An 18880-nucleotide genomic window follows, 5' to 3' on the forward strand; every position below is an offset into this window, starting at 1 on the left:
TGTGATTTATGGGCTATCAAGATTATGGAATTCCTGAATCGCTTGTGGAGCGTGTGAAGAAAAAATTACAAAACGATGTTTACTCAGAAAGGGTATCAAAAGTCTTGGAGGGTGTTACAAAAAAAGATTTGCAAAGTCGCTCAAAGGTAAAGGCTCTTTTACAAAAAGTATCTAAAGTTTTAGGAATTAAAATCGATACTAAAATGAGCAATAATATTGTTAAATTTGTAATTGATCAAAAAATTGATCCCAAAAATACATTTCATTTAATAAAGTTGTGGGGAATGTTTAGGTAAATTGAAATCAAATATAGCATAATTGAAATTGTATCCAGCTTGTCTTCAATGATAAGTTGGTTTTTTTCGTTACATCCAATTGGGATGTAACGTTTTTTTAAAAATAGACAAAAACTAAATCTGTTTGACATTATGTAGACAAAGAAATATAATGTTTATTATAAAATAAACAAACAAAATCAAATAATATCTATGGATATATAGGTAAAAGGAAAGAGTGTTTATGGAATGAAAAATTTAGATTTGTTTTGGAATGCGTCTTTAGAAGAAATGAAATGCGGATACATGGAAGAAGAAGAGGTTTATACTTGTTTACTCTGTGGGGAAAAAATAGAAAAAGGAATCATTTACCCTGATGATGGTATTTTGTACGAAGCGAGTAAGTATATACGAGTTCATATTGAGAAGACTCATCAATCTGTTTTTGATTATTTAATCCGTTTGAATAAAAAAGTGACAGGTCTTACAGATCATCAAAACACACTGCTCCGACTTTTTTTTGAGGGGAAAAATGATAAAGAAATCCAAAAAGAAACTGGAATTGGAAGTGCTTCTACGATTCGAAATCATCGTTTTGCACTAAAAGAGAAGGAACGTCAATCCAAAAGCTTTTTAGTATTAATGGAGTTATTAAAAGAAAAGGACAAAAAAACATCTTCGATTGTTATTCCTCATAAAACAGCAACAATGGTAGACGATCGTTATGTTGTCACTGAAAAAGAAAGTATAGAAATTTTAGCAAAGTATTTTCCCGAAGGTACAGATGGTCCTTTAACAACATTTTCGATGAAAGAAAAACATAAGCTGATCGTTCTTAGAGAAATTGTAAAGAAATTAGAAGGTAGACGAATTTATACTGAAAAGGAACTCAATCAAATTTTAAAAACTGTGTATGATGACTATGTGATTTTAAGAAGATATTTGATTGAATATGGCTTTTTAGATAGAAAAGGGGATGGAAGTGCCTATTGGCTGAAGGAAGGAGAAGAGATGTTGAATAATCGAAAAGAAGCAGTGCAAACTTATTTGGATATGAAAAAGGAAGCGGGTGTATATCAGATCAAAAACAAGATGAATCAAATGATTTTTATCGGCAGCAGTATGAATTTAAAATCTTTAAACGGAAGACAGTTTGAATTGGATATGGGAAGTCATCCAATCAAAAAGCTACAAAATGATTACAACAAGTATGGAAAAGATGCGTTTACTTTTGAAGTGTTACAGCTTTTAGATGATAAAGAAGATGAAAATATAGATAAATGGGAGGCCTTGAAAAAACTAGAGGAGAAATGGATGAATGAGTTACAGCCATACGGAGAAAAAGGGTATAACACAAAAAAAGCTTGAAAATAACACAATTAAATAAGAAGTATGGGCAAAATGCGATGAAAGGAGGTGAAATAATGAATACTGAGCAAGAATTAATGATCACATTGTTCAAATTTTTGCAGGAACAAAATTAAGTGAAGGAGCATTGAATTATGGACTTACCTACTTATATTTTTTGTTGCCTGGTTTAGGATTTGTAATTGTAACACAAGTATTATCAGGTATTTTACAGGGAGAAGGGTTAGCTAAATATGTAGCATTCTCTATGCTTATTTCAACGTTATTGAATATCATTTTAGACCCAATTTTTATTTTTGCATTTGATATGGGTCTTGCAGGAGCTTCACTATCTACGTCATTATCAATCATGGTTAGCTGTTTGTATGTTGTTTTTGTATTTAAAAGAAAGTCAAACATAAAATTGAAATGGAGGATACTACATGTTGACAGAAAAGTTATGGGTGAGATCCTTAAGATTGCGGTACCAGTTTTATTAGTAACTTTAACTTCGGGTGTTGGGTTAGTTTTTTAAAATTATATTGTAAGTTCTGTTAGTGAGAGTGCCATGAACTCTTGGTCATTAGTAGGAAGGACTGATGAAATTTTTAGAATGGCTGGCTTTGCTTTTGCTACCTCTACGATTATATTAGCTGGACAAAACTTCGGTAGAAACCAATTGGAACGTGTTAAACAGATTTATAAAACGAATGTGGTATTAGGGCTGATTTGTTGCTTGTTACTAGCACTGATATATAATTTAATAGCTCATCCTTTATTTTCTCTGTTTTCATCTGTTTCATTAGCTTTTATATTAGTTTATTGGTTTGGTTTAGGACTACATGGTGTGTTTATAGCGATTGCCATCGTCAACAGTTTATTTTTATTTGTTTCATATTTCTTAACACAACTTTATTTAAAAAAAATGAAGTTTAAAAATATAACGAGTTGAAAGTAGTAACACAGTAAAATCCCGTTTATCTTTATTTGGATGCAACGGGATTTTATATCATTTTTAATCTGCTAGTTTACTTTATCTATGCTCTGTTTTCAACAATATGTCAACGCCATTTCCTTTGTTTTTTCATTTTGTTTCGTAATTTGCTCACGTCTAGGCATAGGTTTCCATTTGTCTTTATCATCTAACCAAGTGTTTGGAAGCAATTTCGAACTTTCATTTTGCCACCTATGTATCCATTCTTCAGGTAGAGCGAAGTTTGGTTTTTCTATAATTGAACGGATCAATGGATGATCTGTCATGACCAGCCAAAGCAAGCTCCAAGCTCTTGGTACTACCCGATAAATATCATATCCACCCCCACCGAGAGCGATCCACTTGCCGTTGCAGTGTTCATGAGCAAGTTTATGGATGAGCTGCGGCATTTTAAGATAAATTTCCATGCTGCAATGAATGTGTGAAAGAGGGTCATATACGTGGGCATCCACTCCGTGTACGCTGACAATAACATCTGGTTTGAAGCTTTTTATGATTCTTTCTAGTGTTTCACTGAAGCAGCTCATCCAAGACTCATCCTCTGTATACGGTTCCATAGGAAGGTTTAAATTGTAACCGAAACCACTGTCTTCCCCTCGTTCATTCACATAACCCGTACCAGGAAACAAATATTTTCCTGTTTCATGGATGGAGAAAGTGAAAACTTCTGGATCCGCATAAAAAGACCATTGCACTCCATCCCCATGATGAACGTCTGTATCTATAAAAAGTACTTTCGAATCATAATGTTTCCGGATGTATTGGATAGCAATAGCGGCATCATTGTATACGCAAAAACCTGCAGATCGATCAGGCATAGCGTGATGCAACCCTCCTCCTAAATGGAGAGCGTGTTCATACTGCCCTGACATGACTTGCTTACCAGCTTCAATAGACCCACCTGCAACGATGGATGTTACTTCATGCATGTTTGGAAAATATGGTGTGTCATCTTTATCAAGTCCAAATTTTTCAGCTTGATGCAGGGCTTTTTTAGATGGGGAAGGAGAGCTTAAGTTCTTCACAGCCTCAATAAATTCAGTTTGATGTACATCATGAATGGATTCCTCTGAAGCCAGATTCGGAGTGATCATATTTTTTTCATTTAATGCATTAGCTTTTTTTAATAGATCCATTGTTAATGTTAAACGTTTTTGATTAAAAGGATGATGTTCATTAAATTTATAATTTAAGGTTTGAGGATGATAAATAAATGCTGAATTTATACTCACTTTTCTCGCTCCTTTGGCTTCATTTGTGTATCCCAGCTCAATGATGAGCTGGTGCTGATGTTGTCACTTGGATGTTGCTGCATTTAGTCGGCTTTCATTGTTTCACTTTTTGGGGTGTTTTTAGTACATGAATCTGCGTTGGAATCGGACTCTATCGAATTTTTCTTCAGAACTTATTGGCACATTTCTCCCAATACGCACCATTAAACAATTAGCAGGATGTGAGCAAATTTCAGGATCGTCTGTTGCATACCAAGTCATGCCGGCAGATTCCATTAATTTTTCCATCATTTTTCGGTAATCCCAAATGCTTAAACCACTGCCTTTTAAGTCCCAATGCCAATAATATTCCGTCGTAAATACAATGTAATTTTCCATTTGATGTTCAAAAAAAGCGTGTTGAATCATCTTTTTTCCTAGACCGTAAGACCGATAGGGGGAAGCGACTTCTATAGCTCCAAGCTCTATAAGATCGTCCATATTTCCTTTAGACCATCTTTCTAATTCATCTGCATAATGAAAGGTGACATAACCTACAACGGTATTTCCATCCCGAGCAATGATGATTCTGCCTTCTGGAAGGGAAGCGATTTCAACGAGAGCTTCCTGTTGTTCTTCAGGTTCGCGAAAGGCAACTAATCCTTCATGCATAGACAGCTCTTTCAATCCATTTGAAGAAACCGGACCTTCTATGTAAATTGTTTTATCTTCATACTTTATTTCTTGTTGATGAGGGATTTTGATATGTTCCATAACGATTCCCCTTTCTCTTTCTCCTTACTATCATTTTACAGCTAATTCATATAAATAGAAACATATTTAACATTAAATGTAGACAATCATATTGACCAATTAACTATCATAAACTAAAATAGTGGTAATCGTAATAATAACGATTTAGAGGGGTGGAACTTTTGAGGTTTGAGTGGGGAGCAGAAAATATAACGACATTTCAAAATTTCAAAACTATTTTTTTGAGTATTTTATTAGAGGCGTTTCCTTTTATACTTTTAGGTGTTGTAGTTTCTTCATTATTAAGTGTATTTGTCTCTGAAAAAATGATTGCAAGATTGATTCCTAAAAATCCTGTATTAGGTGTTATTGTTGGTTGTTTTCTTGGTTTGATTTTTCCTCTTTGTGAATGTGGAATGATTCCTATTGTTAGAAGATTGATGTTAAAAGGTATGCCGCTGTACATTGGTATAGTATACATATTGTCAGGTCCTATTATTAATCCTATCGTTTTTGCTTCTACATATATGGCGTTTCGAAATCAACCAGAAATTGCTTATTCTCGAATGGTACTAGCATTTACAACCGCTTTTATCATTGGTTTGATTATATATAAATTTATAAAAAGCAATCCTTTGAAAGCCGCACAGTCTTCAAATGTCCATGAACATTTTCACGGACATCAGCATCATCAACAAAATTTCGCGAGTAAATTCGTTTCGGTTCTAGCACATGCATCTGAAGAATTTTTTGAAATGGGTAAATATTTAATATTTGGTGCTTTTATTACTGCTGTCATTCAGGTTACTGTAAGTCGAGCTGAGCTTGTAGAAATTGGAGAAGGTGAGTGGAGCTCCTATTTATTTATGATGGGATTAGGGTACATCTTGTCATTGTGTTCTACTTCAGATGCGTTTATTGCTTCTTCTTTTGCAACGACTTTTTCTGCTGGTTCTTTATTATCGTTTTTAGTATTTGGTCCAATGTTAGACTTGAAAAATACTTTAATGATGTTATCTATATTTAAAACTAGATTTATCATTGTGTTATCCTTGCTTATTTTTATTATCGTTCTCTTTAGTTCTATATTGATTCAAAACTTATACTTTGCTTAGGAGGGGTTATAATGAGTCGCTTTCATCATATTGTAAAGGCGTTTATATTTTTTGGATTTTTTGCCTATATTCTTGTACTTGATAAAAAGGGTGATCTTCAGCTATATATTGCTCCCCGTATGGAGTTGTATGTAAAGTTAGCTGCTCTAGGACTATTTATTGTTGCTCTTTATCATTGTTATCACTTTCTTATAAGAAAACAAGCTGAGGTTCACTGTGACTGTGGCCACAATCATGCATCGCCGTCTTCTTTTAAAAGCCTGATTATATATGCTATTTTCTTTATGCCTATCCTTTTAGGTTTTTTAACCCCTGATACGATTTTAGGGAGTCAAATGGCAGAGCAAAAAGGGGTTAATTTTAGTTCAGCGAGTTCTTTGAAAACGGTCGAACCTTCTAGTGAATCACAAATTGTAGAACCGGAGGATGTTTTAAGTGAGGTAGAACGAACGGAGGATATGTTAAATGGAGTAGAAATTATAATTGATACGTCAAATTCAAATAGTGAAACTGAAGCGCAAGAGTTATCTGAAAATCAGTCATCAGAAATTGTTACAGAACTGCCAGAAGAAGATTTGGACACTTTATTTGCTTCTGAAACCTTTACAGAAATCTATGCGAATTATGGTAAGGAAATTTATACACATGATATTATTCGAGTGCAAGAAGATATATATCTTGAAACGTTAACGACGCTGGATTTATTTTTGGATGCATTTATAGGGAAACAGATCGAGATCAGTGGATTTATATTTCGAGCCGACGGTATGAAAGAGAATGAATTTGCTGTAGGACGATTTGCTGTGCAATGCTGTTCAGCCGATGCCTCACCTTACGGTGTATTTTTAGAATATGAAGATGCGAAAAGCTGGGTGGATGATGAGTGGGTTACTATCATGGGGACGATTGATAGAACCACATTCAATGATTTTGATATCATAAAAGTAAACATAAAGGAAATTAAAAGGATAGAAGCTCCTGCAGAGCCATATGTATACACCAATTACGATTTTGGTTTATAGTATATACAATAACAGTTGAGGTTTAGTGTAGTTTTTCGTAGTGTTTGAAGCATACTTTCAGTAAAGAAGGGAACGGCTGTAATGAACATTATTTCAATTCTCGCGGAAAAAAAATTAGGGAGGCAAAAGCAAAAGGGGAGTTTGACAACCTCCCGGGTAAAGGGAAAAAGCTTGAACTTGAGGATTTATCACATATTCCTAATGAGCTTCGGATGAGTTATAAAATATTGAAAAATGCAGGTATTGTACCAGTAGAGATGCAGCTAAAAAAAGAAATTGTTTCTTTGCAGGATTTGATCGATCTAAGATCAGTTTTAAAAGAAGTTATATCGTTTTATTGATTTTCTAGTATCTGTTTAAGGTTCGTCAATCCTTTTTTTGGGTTTGATTTCAATAACCTCTGGAAACCATTGTTCGAAATTCTCCATGTTTGTTGCAAATGAATAGACATCCTCCACTTTTCTGCTTATTTTCGATGAAGTTTCTGTAAGTATATGCACGTCAACCCTCCTAAGTAGGAAAATTTTAAGGAATTCTTCTTTATTATTATTTATGAAAAACCTTTTCCGCAATACGAATGTATCCCTCCTGTAAAAAATAACCGCTTGAATTAGGAATATATGTTCGGTATGATGAATATAATTAAACAAGAACATATATTCTGTTTTAGGGTGATAGAAGATGAATAAAAAAGATCGTGTGATTATGCTGGTGGATTGTCAATCGTTTTACGCTTCGGTTGAAAAGGCGGCGCATCCACAATTTAAAAACAAACCTGTTGTTGTAGCAGGAGATCCTGCACGCAGATCAGGGATCGTATTGGCTGCTTGTCCGTTGGCCAAAAAATACGGGGTGACTACAGCTGAACGATTAGGGGAGGCGATGGGAAAATGCCCCGATTTAATTGTGTTGAAACCACGAATGAAATTGTATATTGACGTCTCTTTTCAAATCACGCAGCTTCTAGAGACTTTTACGGATTTAGTTGAACCTTATTCCATTGATGAACAGTTTTTAGATCTTACAAATACACAGCATTTATTTGGTACACCAGAGCAGATCGCTGAACAAATTCAAGAGAAAATTGTGGATGCTACAAGTGTACACACGAGAATAGGAATTAGTTATTGCAAGGTGGTTGCAAAAATGGCCTGTGATCATTTTGCTAAGAAAAATGAGAAGGGAATTTTTCAGCTTCCCAAACAAGATCTGCAATCTGTACTTTGGCCGTTACCTATCCACAAGCTTTTCTTAGTGGGATCTCGTATGAACACACATTTGTTGAGACTTGGCATTCATACGATAGGGGATTTGGCAGACACACCACTTTCCAAATTGCGGGAAAAGTGGGGAGTGAATGGTGAGTTGCTTTGGAAAATTGCTAAGGGTATGGATGCTTCCCCAGTAACCCCTCAAACCCATGAAAAACAAAAAGGGATTGGACATCAAATGACACTGCCGAGAGATTATTGGAGCAAAACAGAGCTGGAGGTTATTTTGTTGGAATTAACGGAACTAGTTTGCCGCAGATGCCGTACGAAAGGGTATATGGGTTCCGTTGTTTCTGTTGGATGTAGAGGAGCGGATTTTGATCGCAAGACTGGATTTCATCGACAGAAAAAAATAGCTGTACCAACAAATGTAACGAATGAAGTATACGAAACAGTTCGACAGTTGTTTTATGCCCATTGGGACGGTTCGCCTGTACGAAGTCTTGGAGTTTCTTTAACTCAGTTGGTAAGTGATCAGGAATACCAATTGAGCATGTTTGATCCATTTGAAAAAGATCGGTCTTTGGAAAAAGCGACAGATGGGCTTAAGGATAAGTATGGGGATGCAATTATTATGCGTGCAGCTTCTGTGGCAGAAGCGGGTCAAGCTAAAGATCGAGCGGTTAAGATTGGGGGACACTATAAATGAGTAAAAAAACGAGAAATGGCTTGAAGGAATGAATAATCAACAAGAAGTGAGGAAAAATGAACGATGAAACTTTGAATGATAAAGGAGACTTAGTCAATGAATGCACAATATAAAAGTTGCATTGAAGCAGTATATCGATGTATTGAAGCTTGTAATGTGTGCTATCATGCATGTTTGAAGGAAGAGCATATGTCCAATATGTCAAAATGTATTGAATTGGATCGGGAATGTGCTGAAATATGTACGTTAGCACTTCATTCAATGCAAAGAAGCAGCACTTTTGCCATACAGATCCTTTCGTTATGTGCGGAGATCTGTGACGCTTGTGGGACAGAGTGCAAATCCCATAACCATCAACATTGTCAAGATTGTGCACAAGCATGTTTTAGATGCGCAGAGGAATGCCGCAAACTCATTTCATAATTTGTGAGGTAAACTATAATATCAATTCACACAAGAATGGGGGCATATAAATGAGCAAAAAATTAGAGGGAAATGGCTTGTGGGAATCCAGCCGGATGATGCTTCCAGAGCACAAAGAACGAATTAATTTGTATCATGAACAGCGAAAAAAGAAGAGTAAACCACAGCTAATAGAAGAAGAAATTTGGATTATATCACAGCGCCTGTCGGATTCAATGCTGGATGTGGAAGAGGTTACGATTGAATTGTTTAATGAAAATGGTCACAATCATTTTGTAACTGGAATCGTAAACAAGATGGATACAACATCAAGGCAAATTAAATTACAATTGCATGATAATCATAACGAATGGATTCAATTTGATGATATCATTGATGCAAAATAACCAAGGAGTTAACTGTTTACCCTTGGTTATAACATAAGAATTAATAAGCTTACAAATGAGTATTAATAAATGTTAGATGATGAACTCTTCAATTTTCGAAAGAAAAAGCTTCTTCATAAATGAAGAAGCTTTTTCATGGAGATGATCTGTGACTGTGTATTTTCATTATATGAAATAAGTTAGAGTATTGACATAGACGTTCGCGGATTTTAATATAACATTATTACTTTATAATAGATTGGATGATTGTACATGAATAGCTTTGAAATTGCACGATTAGCAGGTGTTTCACGCAGTACAGTGACAAGAGTGATCAATAATTACGGAAATGTCCATCCAAAAACCAAATCAAAAGTATTAAAAGTGATGGAAGAATACAATTATCGTCCAAATGCTACAGCCAAAAAGCTCTCAAGTAAAAAATCAAATGTAGTAGGATTGCTGGTAATCAAAGATATTGATCAAAGTTCTCCATCTTTTTTAGCTGATGCTTTTTTTGGACCGATGATCGATACAATCATACATTCTGCTTCAAAACGTGGATATCGAATCATGTTAGATATTAAAGAGGAAAATGATAAAAATATATTGAATCTATTTCATGACAAGAGTATTGATGCAGGCATATTTTTAAGCTGGAGTAATTTACAGCCAACATTACATGAGGCTGCAGATTTGGGCTACCATTGTGGGGTCATAGATTTTGATTTTGCTATAGAGCGTGATGATTCTATCGTTGTAATGGATGTTAGCGATAAACAGAGTGCTTACAAAGCAACAAAATATTTAATTGATCTCGGTCATCAACATATCGGATTTATTACCGGCATAAAATCAAAAAGGTGTTCAATTGAACGTTTAGAAGGATATAAAAGTGCTCATTTAGAATCTGGACTTGAAGTAAATGAATGCGATATTTATGAGGGCTTCTTTAATGAGGTAGATGGTAATGCAGCAGTGGAAAAATGGATGGAAACTGGTAAACTGCCAACTGCAATTTTTGCTGCGAATGATAAAATGGCTATAGGTGCATTAAATGCATTGCATAAAAAAGGTATAAGGGTACCTGAAGATGTGTCGGTTATCGGATATGATGACGTCATTTTATCACAATATACATCACCAAAACTATCAACTATGAAAGTACCTGTATCAGAAATGGCACATAATTTAATTCATACCTTGATAGACAAGTTAGAAGGGAAAGAAGGCGTTCAAAAAAGGAGAACTTTTATAGCGGAGTTAGTGGAGAGGGAATCTACAGCAAAGTTAAGAAAAATGAAGAAAAAATAGTGGTAATACAACAGTAATTCTGTTATTCTAATATTAAGTGATTCACGTGAGTCAAAACTTGGAAGTTTTGACTCACGTACGGAGATGTTTCTCTATGACTTACGCAAATCAATTTTCGACAAAAATGAATCACGTGAGTCAACTGAATCAAACGGTTTTTTATTTTTTCCCCATTTAGCTGCCAATTCATGTTGGCAGCTCTCTTTTTTTACATAACAGTCCGAGTAGTTGGTCAATCTGTTACATTCAAAGTTTGAAAAATAAAATTTTATTATTATTACCAAAACAGAAAAAACGCAGGTATTACCCTGCGTTTTTTTCTTTTGGTACCTGCTCGCACAGGTACCTCATGGGAGAGGAGAAACCGGATGAAGAGCTTATGGGGAAACGTAAGTCTTCTCCGCGGTTATCTACGACATTTTTGATGCCGTTAACTTTAATTTTTGCCCTTTTTTGAGAAATTATACATGCAAATGGATAACAATTTGCTGATGTATTTTAAAGACATGCAGAATATGATACGATATTTAAAGTACAAGTTCAAAAAGTGGCTGGTTTTTAAATATGAAACAATATAAGCAGGTGAATGCATTGAGAGTGATATCGGGAGTCTCTAGAGGCAGAAAACTAAAGGCGGTTCCAGGCAGTCATACGAGACCGACTACCGATAAGGTAAAAGAAGCTATATTTAGTAGGATTGGTCCTTATTTTTCGGGTGGCATTGTGTTGGATTTATTTGCTGGTACAGGCGCTTTAGGTATTGAAGCAATCAGTAGAGGGATGGATCGAGGTGTTTTTATTGACATCAACCCTAAAAGTATTGAAGTAATAAAGGAAAATATTAATGCAGTAAGTCAGACAAATCAAGCAGAAATATACCGTAATGATGCTAAGAGAGCTTTAAAGGTTTGTGCAAAACGTGAACTGAAGTTTGATTTAGTTTTTTTAGATCCCCCTTATAAATTAGAAGTGACTGAGGAAATTTTACAACATATGGACTCCCTTTCCCTTTTTGAAAAGGAAGCCATTGTTGTTGTAGAACATGATGCGGTACATACATATAACGAAAACATTGGTAAATTGCAGAGCGCACGACGTGTGGTTTACGGTGATACTGCGGTTACATTTTATGATTATGTTAGTGAATGAATAAGCGAGGTGTTGTGAAATGCAAAAGAAACAAAGCATAGCAGTATACCCCGGAAGTTTTGATCCTGTAACTTACGGACATCTTGATATCATCCATCGGGCTGCTAAACAGTTTGATACTTTGGTTGTATCGGTATTGAACAATGCAAAAAAAAATCCACTCTTTACTGTAGAGGAGAGAAAGGTTTTGCTCCATAAAGCTACACAAGATTTGCCTAATGTTGAAATTGACAGTTTTCACGATCTACTTACTAACTACATGAAGTCTAAAAACGCACAAATTATCGTTAGAGGATTAAGGGCAGTTTCTGATTTTGAATTTGAACTGCAGATGGCTTCTACGAACCGAAAGCTGAATGAAGATGTTGAGACTTTTTTTATGATGACTAATCCACAATATTCTTATTTGAGTTCAAGTATTGTTAAAGAGGTGGCTAGATATGATGGAGCAGTTACTGATCTCGTTCCCATAGAAGTGGAAAAAGCATTGAAAGAGAAATTTAAAAACCTTTAAAAAAACCTATACAAATTTATGATATATAGTTTTAAACATAGCAATGAATGCAGAGAAAATGAACATTGTACCTAATAACAAGAACATAAACTCAAATGTGTTTTCCCAAATATTCCATACAGTAAAAGGGGTTTCAGTTGCACTCAGAGTTAAGTTGTTTAGGAAACTTGGTTCAGTTTTTGAAAATAAAATCTGATAGGGCTTCCAAAGTAAAAAAGATAAACTAAAAGAGAAGACTGTTTGTACGATTCTTGATCCCAAAAATATGCGATAGCGCAGATCCGTATTTTGAATTAACCCCCTTACTTGTAAATGTGCGGAAAAACCGCTCCATGATAAGATGCTACAAAGCAAGGAAATTTGCCAAATAAATGGAGCGGATTGCTGAGTGCTGATTAGATATGCACCTAGGTGAACTTCAAACCAGCCTGTGAAGACAGGTTCGATCATGGAATCAAAGAACATGGATATGCTAAAAAGCTCTGAAAATATTTTATTGATTATGGTCATCATATTGGTTAATGTGAACATTTTAATCATTACCGCAAATAACATCATTGTGCCGCCAATCATCATCAAGTTTTGTATAGAGGTAGTGACAGCATCCCCCAGCAGTTTTCCGAATGTTCTTCCATCTTGTTTATGCGCCTTTGACATTACTTTCAAACTCCTTGCAACTAAATTTTTGTAAGGAGTTTCTTTTGGATTAGAAGTAGTTTTACCATAGTATAAATTCAGTGCAAGTCCAAGCAAAAGTAATGAAATCATTTGGATGAATACAATAAAAAATCCAAGCTGCACATGATGAAAGAAACCAACAGCAACAACATTAATTATAAATATAGGACTGCTAGCGTGTGAGACAGCCAGTATTTTTTCACCTTCGTTTCTTGTGATTAGCTCTTGTTGTCTTAAATTTGCTGTGATCCGTGCGCTGGATGGATATCCAACAGTCCAGCCCATTGCTAATGCCCATCCTCCTACCCCCGGTACTTTAAATAAAAGTTTCATTAATGGTTCTAACCACACTCCCAACATGCGTATAAAACCATAAGCAATTAAAACCTCTGATAAAATGAAAAAAGGAAGAAGGGAAGGGAATACAATTTTCCACCAAATATTTAATCCTTGCAAAGAGGATTGAAAAGCTTCTTCCGGAAATACAATGATGTATATAACAAGAAAAGCTGCGGACATGGAAAGTAATAATGTAAAAAAGCGATGATGCATGGTAAAATTCAATCTTGACATGCTTTTTCACCTCATTTGCTGTACAATGGTACATGTTTACGCAAATGTCTGTCCAAATAGACCAGTAGGAGGAAATTTGAATATGGAGTATCAGAGGAATCAAAAAAAGTGGTATCGTAAAATCCCTAGCAATGTGAAGTTTTTTCTTATTCTTTTCGCGATTCTATATATAGTTTTTCTTATGCCTACACCTTATGTGGTTTATGAGCCAGGTTCTGCGGAAGTTTTAGAGCCGATGGTAAATATTGAAAATGGATATGAGGCTGAAGGAGCTTTTATGTTAACCACTGTACGAATGAATTATAGTAATATATTTTACTATATGTATTCATTTTTCAATCCATATGCTGTCGTAGTAAAAAAAGAAGATATTTATGTAGATGAAACGGAAGAGGAATACTTGGAGCGTCAGTACTACAACATGGTTAATTCACAAAATAATGCGATTAGAGTGGCATACAACGAGGCTGATATCCCGTATGAATCCATTATTGATGGTGTTGTTGTTTTAAACACAGTAGAAGGTTTTCCGGCGGATGGTACTTTACAGCCTGGAGACAAAATTAAATATATAAATGAAGATGTTATTCGTACAACTGAGGATGTATTCGCTAGTGTAGGGAACAACCAGGTTGGTGACATAATTTCTTTTACATATGAAAGAGAAGAACGAGAATATACTACGCAATTTGCATTGGCAGATATACGAGGTGAAGTTGAGAAAGCTGAGGGGGTTGAAGCAAGACCTGGAATTGGCATTTATTTGTCAGATATTCAGCATATCATTGATGCTGGGGCAATAAGAGGTCCATCTGCAGGATTAATGTTCTCACTTGAAATTTATAATCAGCTTGTTCCTGAAGACATTACACAAGGTCATCTTATTGCCGGTACTGGTGAGATTTATTCCAATGGTCAGGTAGGTCCTATTGGGGGAATTGAACGTAAGATAGTAGCTGCAGACAAAGAAGGGGCAGAGGTGTTTTTTGCACCTGTAGATAATTATGAGCTTGCTGCAGAAACAGCAATGGACATTAACACAGATATGAAAGTTGTATCTGTTTCGACTATGGAAGAGGCTTTAGATTATTTAGACCAACTAAATATTATCTTACAAAAATGAAGGGAATTGTCATAGTCTATCTAAAACATGTGCAATATGATGCAAGTAAGCCCACAGATGTAGGGCTTACTGTTTTCCTTAGAAATAAATATGCTTTATTTCATAATTGGTGGTTGGTAATAGTCTTGGAACATATCTTGAGAGGAAGTGCTGTTATAAGAAAGTGAATAAATGGATGCGGCTCGTATATCCATATCCAGTAATGTTGTTTCACTTTTGCTTACTTTTGTTATAATTGGCACCTTTGCTGTTTTTTTCATTTGTTTTAACAACTGCTGTCCTTTTTTTGAAAACCCAAGCACTCTTAAATAAGGGGTGCCTTTTTTTAATCTGTTTAATGTGATATCTGTTTTATGATGATTTAATAAAATTCGGAGTAAGGTTCGCTGCAATTTTGTTTTTGTATATCTCTTGGTTTTTAATAAATGTAATAAGTTTGCAACGGATAATGTAGATTGAAGTTCAGGTAGAGTTTGTTTTAACCTGTTTTCTAATCCTTCCGAGACTTCGTAAAATGCTGCACATTGTGAAGGTGTAAGACTTAGTAGCTTATATAGCAACTGGTCTTGAAAGTCTTCCCAACCAATAGGTCCACGCCCGAATTGAAATTCACGTCTCAACACATCATATGTATAGGCAGGTACATATTGTGAAATTTGGGATAAGGCATGTTCCTCAAAAATAAGCTTGCGAATGGCTGTAGCGCTGGCAATAAGTTGATCGGTTACTTCTTGTTGATGAAATCCTGCTTTGTGACGAGTGATGGTAAGTGGTTTGATAGAACTGTTCAAACGTTCAAGTGCAATTAAGTAATGTAACCCTAAGGTATTATTAGGTTGGGATAAATCCATATGATCTGGCATTTCAATGTGTAAAACTTTTTGAATGGCAGAGGTGTATGCAGTTGGATAATTCATTCCTTTTTTTAATTGTTGTTTTACTTCTGTTTGAAAGTGATCCGGTTCTTTTTTTAATTTTTTAGCTAAGGTTTTTAACGTGTTCAATTCACCACTTTCACTGCCAAAGCATAAGCTATCAACTACTCCTGCAGCATCTAATGCTGAAACTGCACCATATGCAAACCATTCAGCCGGCTGTGAAGAGAAAAGGACGGGGAGTTCGATGATCAAATCAGCTCCCATATGCAAGGCCATTTCAGCTCTTGACCATTTATTTACTAATGCAGGTTCACCTCTCTGTAAGAAATCCCCACTCATTATAGCAACAACAGCATCTGCATTAGCTGCTTTTTTGGACTGTTCAAAATGATATACATGTCCATTATGTAACGGATTATATTCAACAATAATTCCAACGGTTTTCATATGTTACCACCTTATTTACAATTTAAGTGTGACGTAGTATGTAAAAAAATTAGATTTCGGTTTTTCACTAATTTAGGTGTGTTTCCTGGGCCCCGCAAAAGTATTCGGTCGGTCATAACCTGCCACCTCCATGTGGCAATTCCGACACCAGTTCATCCATGAACTGGGTACAAGATGATGTTTTACTTTTGTGGAAAATTTCTGTTTTCTGGGGCCCCCGAAAAGTAATCGGAATTCCCATCGTAGATATTTCTTCACTTTTTGGGGTAACTTTACTATAACATGGAGGAAATATTGTTGACAAAACACAAATTAAATCGCTATAATAAACTTTGTCTGTTTGAGGTGGTTCTTTATGACAATAATGATTAAATTACGTGAATTAGTTACTAAGAAAGATCCGGTTGTCATTAGACAAACTTTATCTGTTTCGGATCTAATATCTAATCGCAAGGAAATTATGAATATTACACCTTTAGAGGTGGATTTACAAGTGAAGATGGATTTTGAAGTGGCTCGTGTATGGGGAACTTGTAATGGGGAAATTCATTATGTTTGTTCCAGATGTTTAAAGGAATTTAATAAAACACTTCAAATTAACATACAAGAAGCTTTTACACAAAATTCAGAAATTGCAAAATCTGATCCTGAGGAAAGTATTCAGTTAGTTACATCTGATGAGGTAGATATCGAACCTTACATTAGAGAATCATTTTTATTAGATTTACCTTATGCTCCAATTTGTAAGGAATCGTGTAAGGGTTTATGCCCAACTTGCGGGATTAATAAAAATGAGGCATCTTGTACTTGTAAACAGGATCAAATTGATCCTCGTTTAGCTAAATTAAAAGATTTTTATGTTGAGTAATTGAGTGGACATCGAATTAAGGAGGTGGAGAATTATGGCAGTACCTCAAAGGAGAACATCTAAAACTCGTCGCGACAAGCGCCGTACTCATTTCAAATTAGAAGTTCCAGGTATGGTAAAGTGTGATCAGTGTGAAGAATTAAAACTTTCTCATCATGTCTGCAAAAACTGTGGAACATATAAAGGAAGAGAAATCGCAGCAAAATAATAATTTTTACAAAAAATAGTACTTCATTACGATGAAGTACTATTTTTTTCTTCACTTTTGTGATAAATTTATATATACTACTTTTAGTATCAGGTAATAATTTGGTGGTGATGAGAATCGGAAGGCTTCCAAAACAGAAGCGGTTATTGGAATTAGCGAATGAAATCGAACAAAATCCTTTTATAACCGATGAACAACTTACAAAGAAATTTAATGTCAGCATTCAAACGATCCGATTGGATCGAATGGAGCTTGGTATTCCTGAGCTTCGTGAAAGAATAAAATTAATGGCGGAAAAATCGTATGATCAGGTGCGTTCTCTTCAAATTGATGAAGTTATTGGAGAAGTCGTTGATTTGCAATTAGATAAAAGCGGGATTTCTATATTTGAAATGAATGAAGAACATGTATTTTCAAAAACAAAAATAGCGAGAGGTCATCATATATTCTCTCAAGCAAATTCATTGGCTATTGCAGTGATTGATGATGAAGTGGCATTAACAGCTTCGGCGGATATTCGTTTTATACGATCCGTTAAATTAGGAGAAAAATGTATAGCTAAAGCCTATGTTCGCAAAGATTCATTGAATCATGAAAAGGCAAATGTTGATGTATTCACTTACGTAGGTAACGAACTTGTATTTGAGGGGAACTTTGTCATTTTTCGTTCAGAACTTAAAATTTAACATAAGGGAGTGACTTCCATGAGAATCGCAATGGATGCGATGGGTGGGGATCATGCACCTGAAGTAAACGTAAAGGGCGCTATGTTAGCCGCTAAAGATTGGACAGATATTGAAATCATATTAGTTGGTGATGAAAAACAAATTAAGCCGTTATTAGACGAGTCCATATCTAATATAAAAATTCATCATACAGATGAAATGATTTTAGCTGATGAAGAACCTGTAAAAGCTGTGCGACGGAAAAAAAACTCCTCCATGGTATTAGCTGGGAAAATGGTTAAAGACAAAAGTGCTGATGCTATGATTTCTGCTGGAAATACAGGTGCTTTAATGACTACAGGTTTATTAGTTATTGGTCGCATTCCAGGTGTAGAAAGACCTGCATTAGCACCCACAATGCCTACGATGGACAATGCCGGAATTCTTGCTTTAGATTTAGGAGCTAATATGGATGCTTCTGAGGAGCATTTGGTACAATATGCTGTTATGGGCAGTATTTATCGGTCCAAAATTCATGGAATGGAATCACCAAGGGTTGGATTGTTAAATGTAGGAACAGAGGCTGGAAAAGGCAGCGAGATCACAAAAGCGGTTTACCCAATGTTAGAGCAACTACCTATCAATTTTATAGGAAATGTAGAAGCAAGAGATGTATTGAATCGAAATTGTGACGTACTTGTGTGTGATGGATTTGTAGGAAATATTTTATTAAAAGCCATGGAAGGAACAGCAAATAATATTTTTTCTGTATTAAAAGTGGAATTAACGAAAAATTTCTTGAGGAAAGCAGCAGCAGCAATTTTAAAACCTAGCTTGAGTGCTTTTAAAAAGAAGATGGATTATACAACATATGGCGGTGCTCCTTTATTAGGAGTAAATGGCGTGTGTATTAAAAGTCATGGCTCCTCTGATGCAAATGCAGTAAAAAATGCAGTTGGTCAAGCAAGAAATGCAATTCAAAAAGAATTGGTGACCTCCATTGCTTCAGAGTTCAATAAGAAATGAGGTTAACAGATC

The 18880-nt window shown here is 35.3% G+C and carries 23 protein-coding genes; 18 read left to right on the top strand and 5 right to left on the bottom strand.

Annotated features, from left to right (window positions below; translation table 11 throughout):
* Window positions 1-8: 8 nt before the first annotated feature.
* From Q5Y73_RS04640 to Q5Y73_RS04655, 4 genes are all read left to right on the top strand, one after another.
* Window positions 9-296 carry a stage VI sporulation protein F gene (locus Q5Y73_RS04640; protein WP_305990657.1) on the top strand — a complete coding sequence of 96 codons (288 nt, stop codon included), beginning with the start codon at window positions 9-11 and terminating at the stop codon, window positions 294-296.
* A gap of 228 nt (window positions 297-524) precedes the next feature.
* Entirely contained in the window at window positions 525-1643 is a 1119-nt protein-coding gene (locus Q5Y73_RS04645) for a DUF2087 domain-containing protein (protein WP_305990658.1), read from the top strand.
* Between the two features lie 94 nt (window positions 1644-1737).
* On the top strand, window positions 1738-2157 hold the full coding sequence (locus Q5Y73_RS04650) for an MATE family efflux transporter (RefSeq protein ID WP_305990870.1): 420 nt from the start codon (window positions 1738-1740) through the stop codon (window positions 2155-2157).
* A 6-nt stretch (window positions 2158-2163) separates the two neighbouring features.
* Window positions 2164-2574 carry an MATE family efflux transporter gene (locus tag Q5Y73_RS04655; protein ID WP_305990871.1) on the top strand — a complete coding sequence of 137 codons (411 nt, stop codon included), beginning with the start codon at window positions 2164-2166 and terminating at the stop codon, window positions 2572-2574.
* 98 nt (window positions 2575-2672) lie between these two features.
* Here the strand turns inward: Q5Y73_RS04655 and Q5Y73_RS04660 are convergent, their stop codons facing one another.
* Both Q5Y73_RS04660 and Q5Y73_RS04665 read right to left on the bottom strand, forming a co-directional pair.
* Window positions 2673-3848, bottom strand: coding sequence for an acetoin utilization protein AcuC (locus Q5Y73_RS04660; RefSeq protein ID WP_305990659.1), 1176 nt, complete (start codon window positions 3846-3848; stop codon window positions 2673-2675).
* 120 nt (window positions 3849-3968) lie between these two features.
* Window positions 3969-4601 (bottom strand): GNAT family N-acetyltransferase, encoded by a 633-nt coding sequence (locus Q5Y73_RS04665; protein WP_305990660.1) that lies wholly within the window; start codon window positions 4599-4601, stop codon window positions 3969-3971.
* A 152-nt stretch (window positions 4602-4753) separates the two neighbouring features.
* Between Q5Y73_RS04665 and Q5Y73_RS04670 the strand changes: the two genes are divergently transcribed.
* From Q5Y73_RS04670 to Q5Y73_RS24775, 3 genes are read left to right on the top strand one after another with little or no spacing between them, the layout of a single operon-like run.
* Complete coding sequence (locus tag Q5Y73_RS04670) at window positions 4754-5695, top strand: permease (RefSeq protein ID WP_305990661.1); 942 nt, start codon at window positions 4754-4756, stop codon at window positions 5693-5695.
* A gap of 11 nt (window positions 5696-5706) precedes the next feature.
* Complete coding sequence (locus Q5Y73_RS04675) at window positions 5707-6717, top strand: TIGR03943 family putative permease subunit (RefSeq protein ID WP_305990662.1); 1011 nt, start codon at window positions 5707-5709, stop codon at window positions 6715-6717.
* Between the two features lie 44 nt (window positions 6718-6761).
* Entirely contained in the window at window positions 6762-7058 is a 297-nt protein-coding gene (locus tag Q5Y73_RS24775) for a DnaJ family domain-containing protein (protein WP_371320142.1), read from the top strand.
* A 15-nt stretch (window positions 7059-7073) separates the two neighbouring features.
* Here Q5Y73_RS24775 and Q5Y73_RS04685 read toward each other — a convergent pair whose 3' ends face one another.
* The gene (locus Q5Y73_RS04685) at window positions 7074-7217 is read right to left on the bottom strand and encodes a hypothetical protein (protein WP_305990663.1); all 144 of its coding nucleotides are present in this window, start codon (window positions 7215-7217) and stop codon (window positions 7074-7076) included.
* A gap of 181 nt (window positions 7218-7398) precedes the next feature.
* Between Q5Y73_RS04685 and Q5Y73_RS04690 the strand changes: the two genes are divergently transcribed.
* From Q5Y73_RS04690 to coaD, 6 genes are all read left to right on the top strand, one after another.
* Complete coding sequence (locus tag Q5Y73_RS04690; protein WP_305990664.1) at window positions 7399-8637, top strand: DNA polymerase IV; 1239 nt, start codon at window positions 7399-7401, stop codon at window positions 8635-8637.
* A 96-nt stretch (window positions 8638-8733) separates the two neighbouring features.
* Window positions 8734-9060 (top strand): four-helix bundle copper-binding protein, encoded by a 327-nt coding sequence (locus tag Q5Y73_RS04695; RefSeq protein WP_305990665.1) that lies wholly within the window; start codon window positions 8734-8736, stop codon window positions 9058-9060.
* A gap of 50 nt (window positions 9061-9110) precedes the next feature.
* Complete coding sequence (locus Q5Y73_RS04700) at window positions 9111-9446, top strand: YolD-like family protein (protein ID WP_305990666.1); 336 nt, start codon at window positions 9111-9113, stop codon at window positions 9444-9446.
* 252 nt (window positions 9447-9698) lie between these two features.
* Window positions 9699-10739 (top strand): LacI family DNA-binding transcriptional regulator, encoded by a 1041-nt coding sequence (locus Q5Y73_RS04705; RefSeq protein WP_305990667.1) that lies wholly within the window; start codon window positions 9699-9701, stop codon window positions 10737-10739.
* A gap of 564 nt (window positions 10740-11303) precedes the next feature.
* Window positions 11304-11888 (top strand): 16S rRNA (guanine(966)-N(2))-methyltransferase RsmD, encoded by a 585-nt coding sequence (gene rsmD, locus Q5Y73_RS04710; protein WP_371320143.1) that lies wholly within the window; start codon window positions 11304-11306, stop codon window positions 11886-11888.
* A 19-nt stretch (window positions 11889-11907) separates the two neighbouring features.
* The gene (gene coaD, locus Q5Y73_RS04715; RefSeq protein ID WP_305990668.1) at window positions 11908-12402 is read left to right on the top strand and encodes a pantetheine-phosphate adenylyltransferase; all 495 of its coding nucleotides are present in this window, start codon (window positions 11908-11910) and stop codon (window positions 12400-12402) included.
* A 6-nt stretch (window positions 12403-12408) separates the two neighbouring features.
* Here the strand turns inward: coaD and Q5Y73_RS04720 are convergent, their stop codons facing one another.
* Complete coding sequence (locus tag Q5Y73_RS04720) at window positions 12409-13653, bottom strand: nucleoside recognition domain-containing protein (RefSeq protein ID WP_305990669.1); 1245 nt, start codon at window positions 13651-13653, stop codon at window positions 12409-12411.
* 82 nt (window positions 13654-13735) lie between these two features.
* Here Q5Y73_RS04720 and Q5Y73_RS04725 point away from each other — a divergent pair, with 82 nt between their 5' ends.
* Window positions 13736-14776 (top strand): YlbL family protein, encoded by a 1041-nt coding sequence (locus Q5Y73_RS04725; RefSeq protein WP_305990670.1) that lies wholly within the window; start codon window positions 13736-13738, stop codon window positions 14774-14776.
* A gap of 95 nt (window positions 14777-14871) precedes the next feature.
* On the opposite strand, the gene Q5Y73_RS04730 is transcribed toward Q5Y73_RS04725, so the two are convergent.
* Window positions 14872-16101, bottom strand: a complete 1230-nt coding sequence (locus tag Q5Y73_RS04730) for a nucleotidyltransferase (protein WP_305990671.1) — start codon at window positions 16099-16101, stop codon at window positions 14872-14874.
* A 355-nt stretch (window positions 16102-16456) separates the two neighbouring features.
* On the opposite strand from Q5Y73_RS04730, the gene Q5Y73_RS04735 reads away from it, so the two are divergent.
* From Q5Y73_RS04735 to plsX, 4 genes are all read left to right on the top strand, one after another.
* Entirely contained in the window at window positions 16457-16969 is a 513-nt protein-coding gene (locus Q5Y73_RS04735; protein WP_305990672.1) for a YceD family protein, read from the top strand.
* Window positions 16970-17003: 34 nt separating this feature from the next.
* On the top strand, window positions 17004-17177 hold the full coding sequence (gene rpmF, locus Q5Y73_RS04740) for a 50S ribosomal protein L32 (protein ID WP_305990673.1): 174 nt from the start codon (window positions 17004-17006) through the stop codon (window positions 17175-17177).
* Between the two features lie 110 nt (window positions 17178-17287).
* Entirely contained in the window at window positions 17288-17863 is a 576-nt protein-coding gene (gene fapR / locus Q5Y73_RS04745; protein ID WP_305990873.1) for a transcription factor FapR, read from the top strand.
* A gap of 18 nt (window positions 17864-17881) precedes the next feature.
* Window positions 17882-18868, top strand: a complete 987-nt coding sequence (gene plsX / locus Q5Y73_RS04750; protein WP_305990674.1) for a phosphate acyltransferase PlsX — start codon at window positions 17882-17884, stop codon at window positions 18866-18868.
* Window positions 18869-18880 lie beyond the last annotated feature (12 nt).

It is taken from the genome of Chengkuizengella axinellae, assembly GCF_030730905.1.
GTDB lineage: Bacteria > Bacillota > Bacilli > Paenibacillales > KCTC-33759 > Chengkuizengella > Chengkuizengella axinellae.

Coding starts and splice junctions, on each gene's coding strand:
- Q5Y73_RS04730 (WP_305990671.1), bottom strand. CDS start 16,101: ATGAAAACCGTTGGAATTATTGTTGAATATAATCCGTTACATAATGGA.
- Q5Y73_RS04695 (WP_305990665.1), top strand. CDS start 8,734: ATGAATGCACAATATAAAAGTTGCATTGAAGCAGTATATCGATGTATT.
- Q5Y73_RS04735 (WP_305990672.1), top strand. CDS start 16,457: ATGACAATAATGATTAAATTACGTGAATTAGTTACTAAGAAAGATCCG.
- Q5Y73_RS04640 (WP_305990657.1), top strand. CDS start 9: ATGGGCTATCAAGATTATGGAATTCCTGAATCGCTTGTGGAGCGTGTG.
- Q5Y73_RS04645 (WP_305990658.1), top strand. CDS start 525: ATGAAAAATTTAGATTTGTTTTGGAATGCGTCTTTAGAAGAAATGAAA.
- Q5Y73_RS04675 (WP_305990662.1), top strand. CDS start 5,707: ATGAGTCGCTTTCATCATATTGTAAAGGCGTTTATATTTTTTGGATTT.
- Q5Y73_RS04690 (WP_305990664.1), top strand. CDS start 7,399: ATGAATAAAAAAGATCGTGTGATTATGCTGGTGGATTGTCAATCGTTT.
- Q5Y73_RS04700 (WP_305990666.1), top strand. CDS start 9,111: ATGAGCAAAAAATTAGAGGGAAATGGCTTGTGGGAATCCAGCCGGATG.
- Q5Y73_RS04705 (WP_305990667.1), top strand. CDS start 9,699: ATGAATAGCTTTGAAATTGCACGATTAGCAGGTGTTTCACGCAGTACA.
- Q5Y73_RS04665 (WP_305990660.1), bottom strand. CDS start 4,601: ATGGAACATATCAAAATCCCTCATCAACAAGAAATAAAGTATGAAGAT.
- fapR (WP_305990873.1), top strand. CDS start 17,288: ATGAGAATCGGAAGGCTTCCAAAACAGAAGCGGTTATTGGAATTAGCG.
- rsmD (WP_371320143.1), top strand. CDS start 11,304: ATGAAACAATATAAGCAGGTGAATGCATTGAGAGTGATATCGGGAGTC.
- rpmF (WP_305990673.1), top strand. CDS start 17,004: ATGGCAGTACCTCAAAGGAGAACATCTAAAACTCGTCGCGACAAGCGC.
- plsX (WP_305990674.1), top strand. CDS start 17,882: ATGAGAATCGCAATGGATGCGATGGGTGGGGATCATGCACCTGAAGTA.
- Q5Y73_RS04725 (WP_305990670.1), top strand. CDS start 13,736: ATGGAGTATCAGAGGAATCAAAAAAAGTGGTATCGTAAAATCCCTAGC.
- coaD (WP_305990668.1), top strand. CDS start 11,908: ATGCAAAAGAAACAAAGCATAGCAGTATACCCCGGAAGTTTTGATCCT.
- Q5Y73_RS04720 (WP_305990669.1), bottom strand. CDS start 13,653: ATGTCAAGATTGAATTTTACCATGCATCATCGCTTTTTTACATTATTA.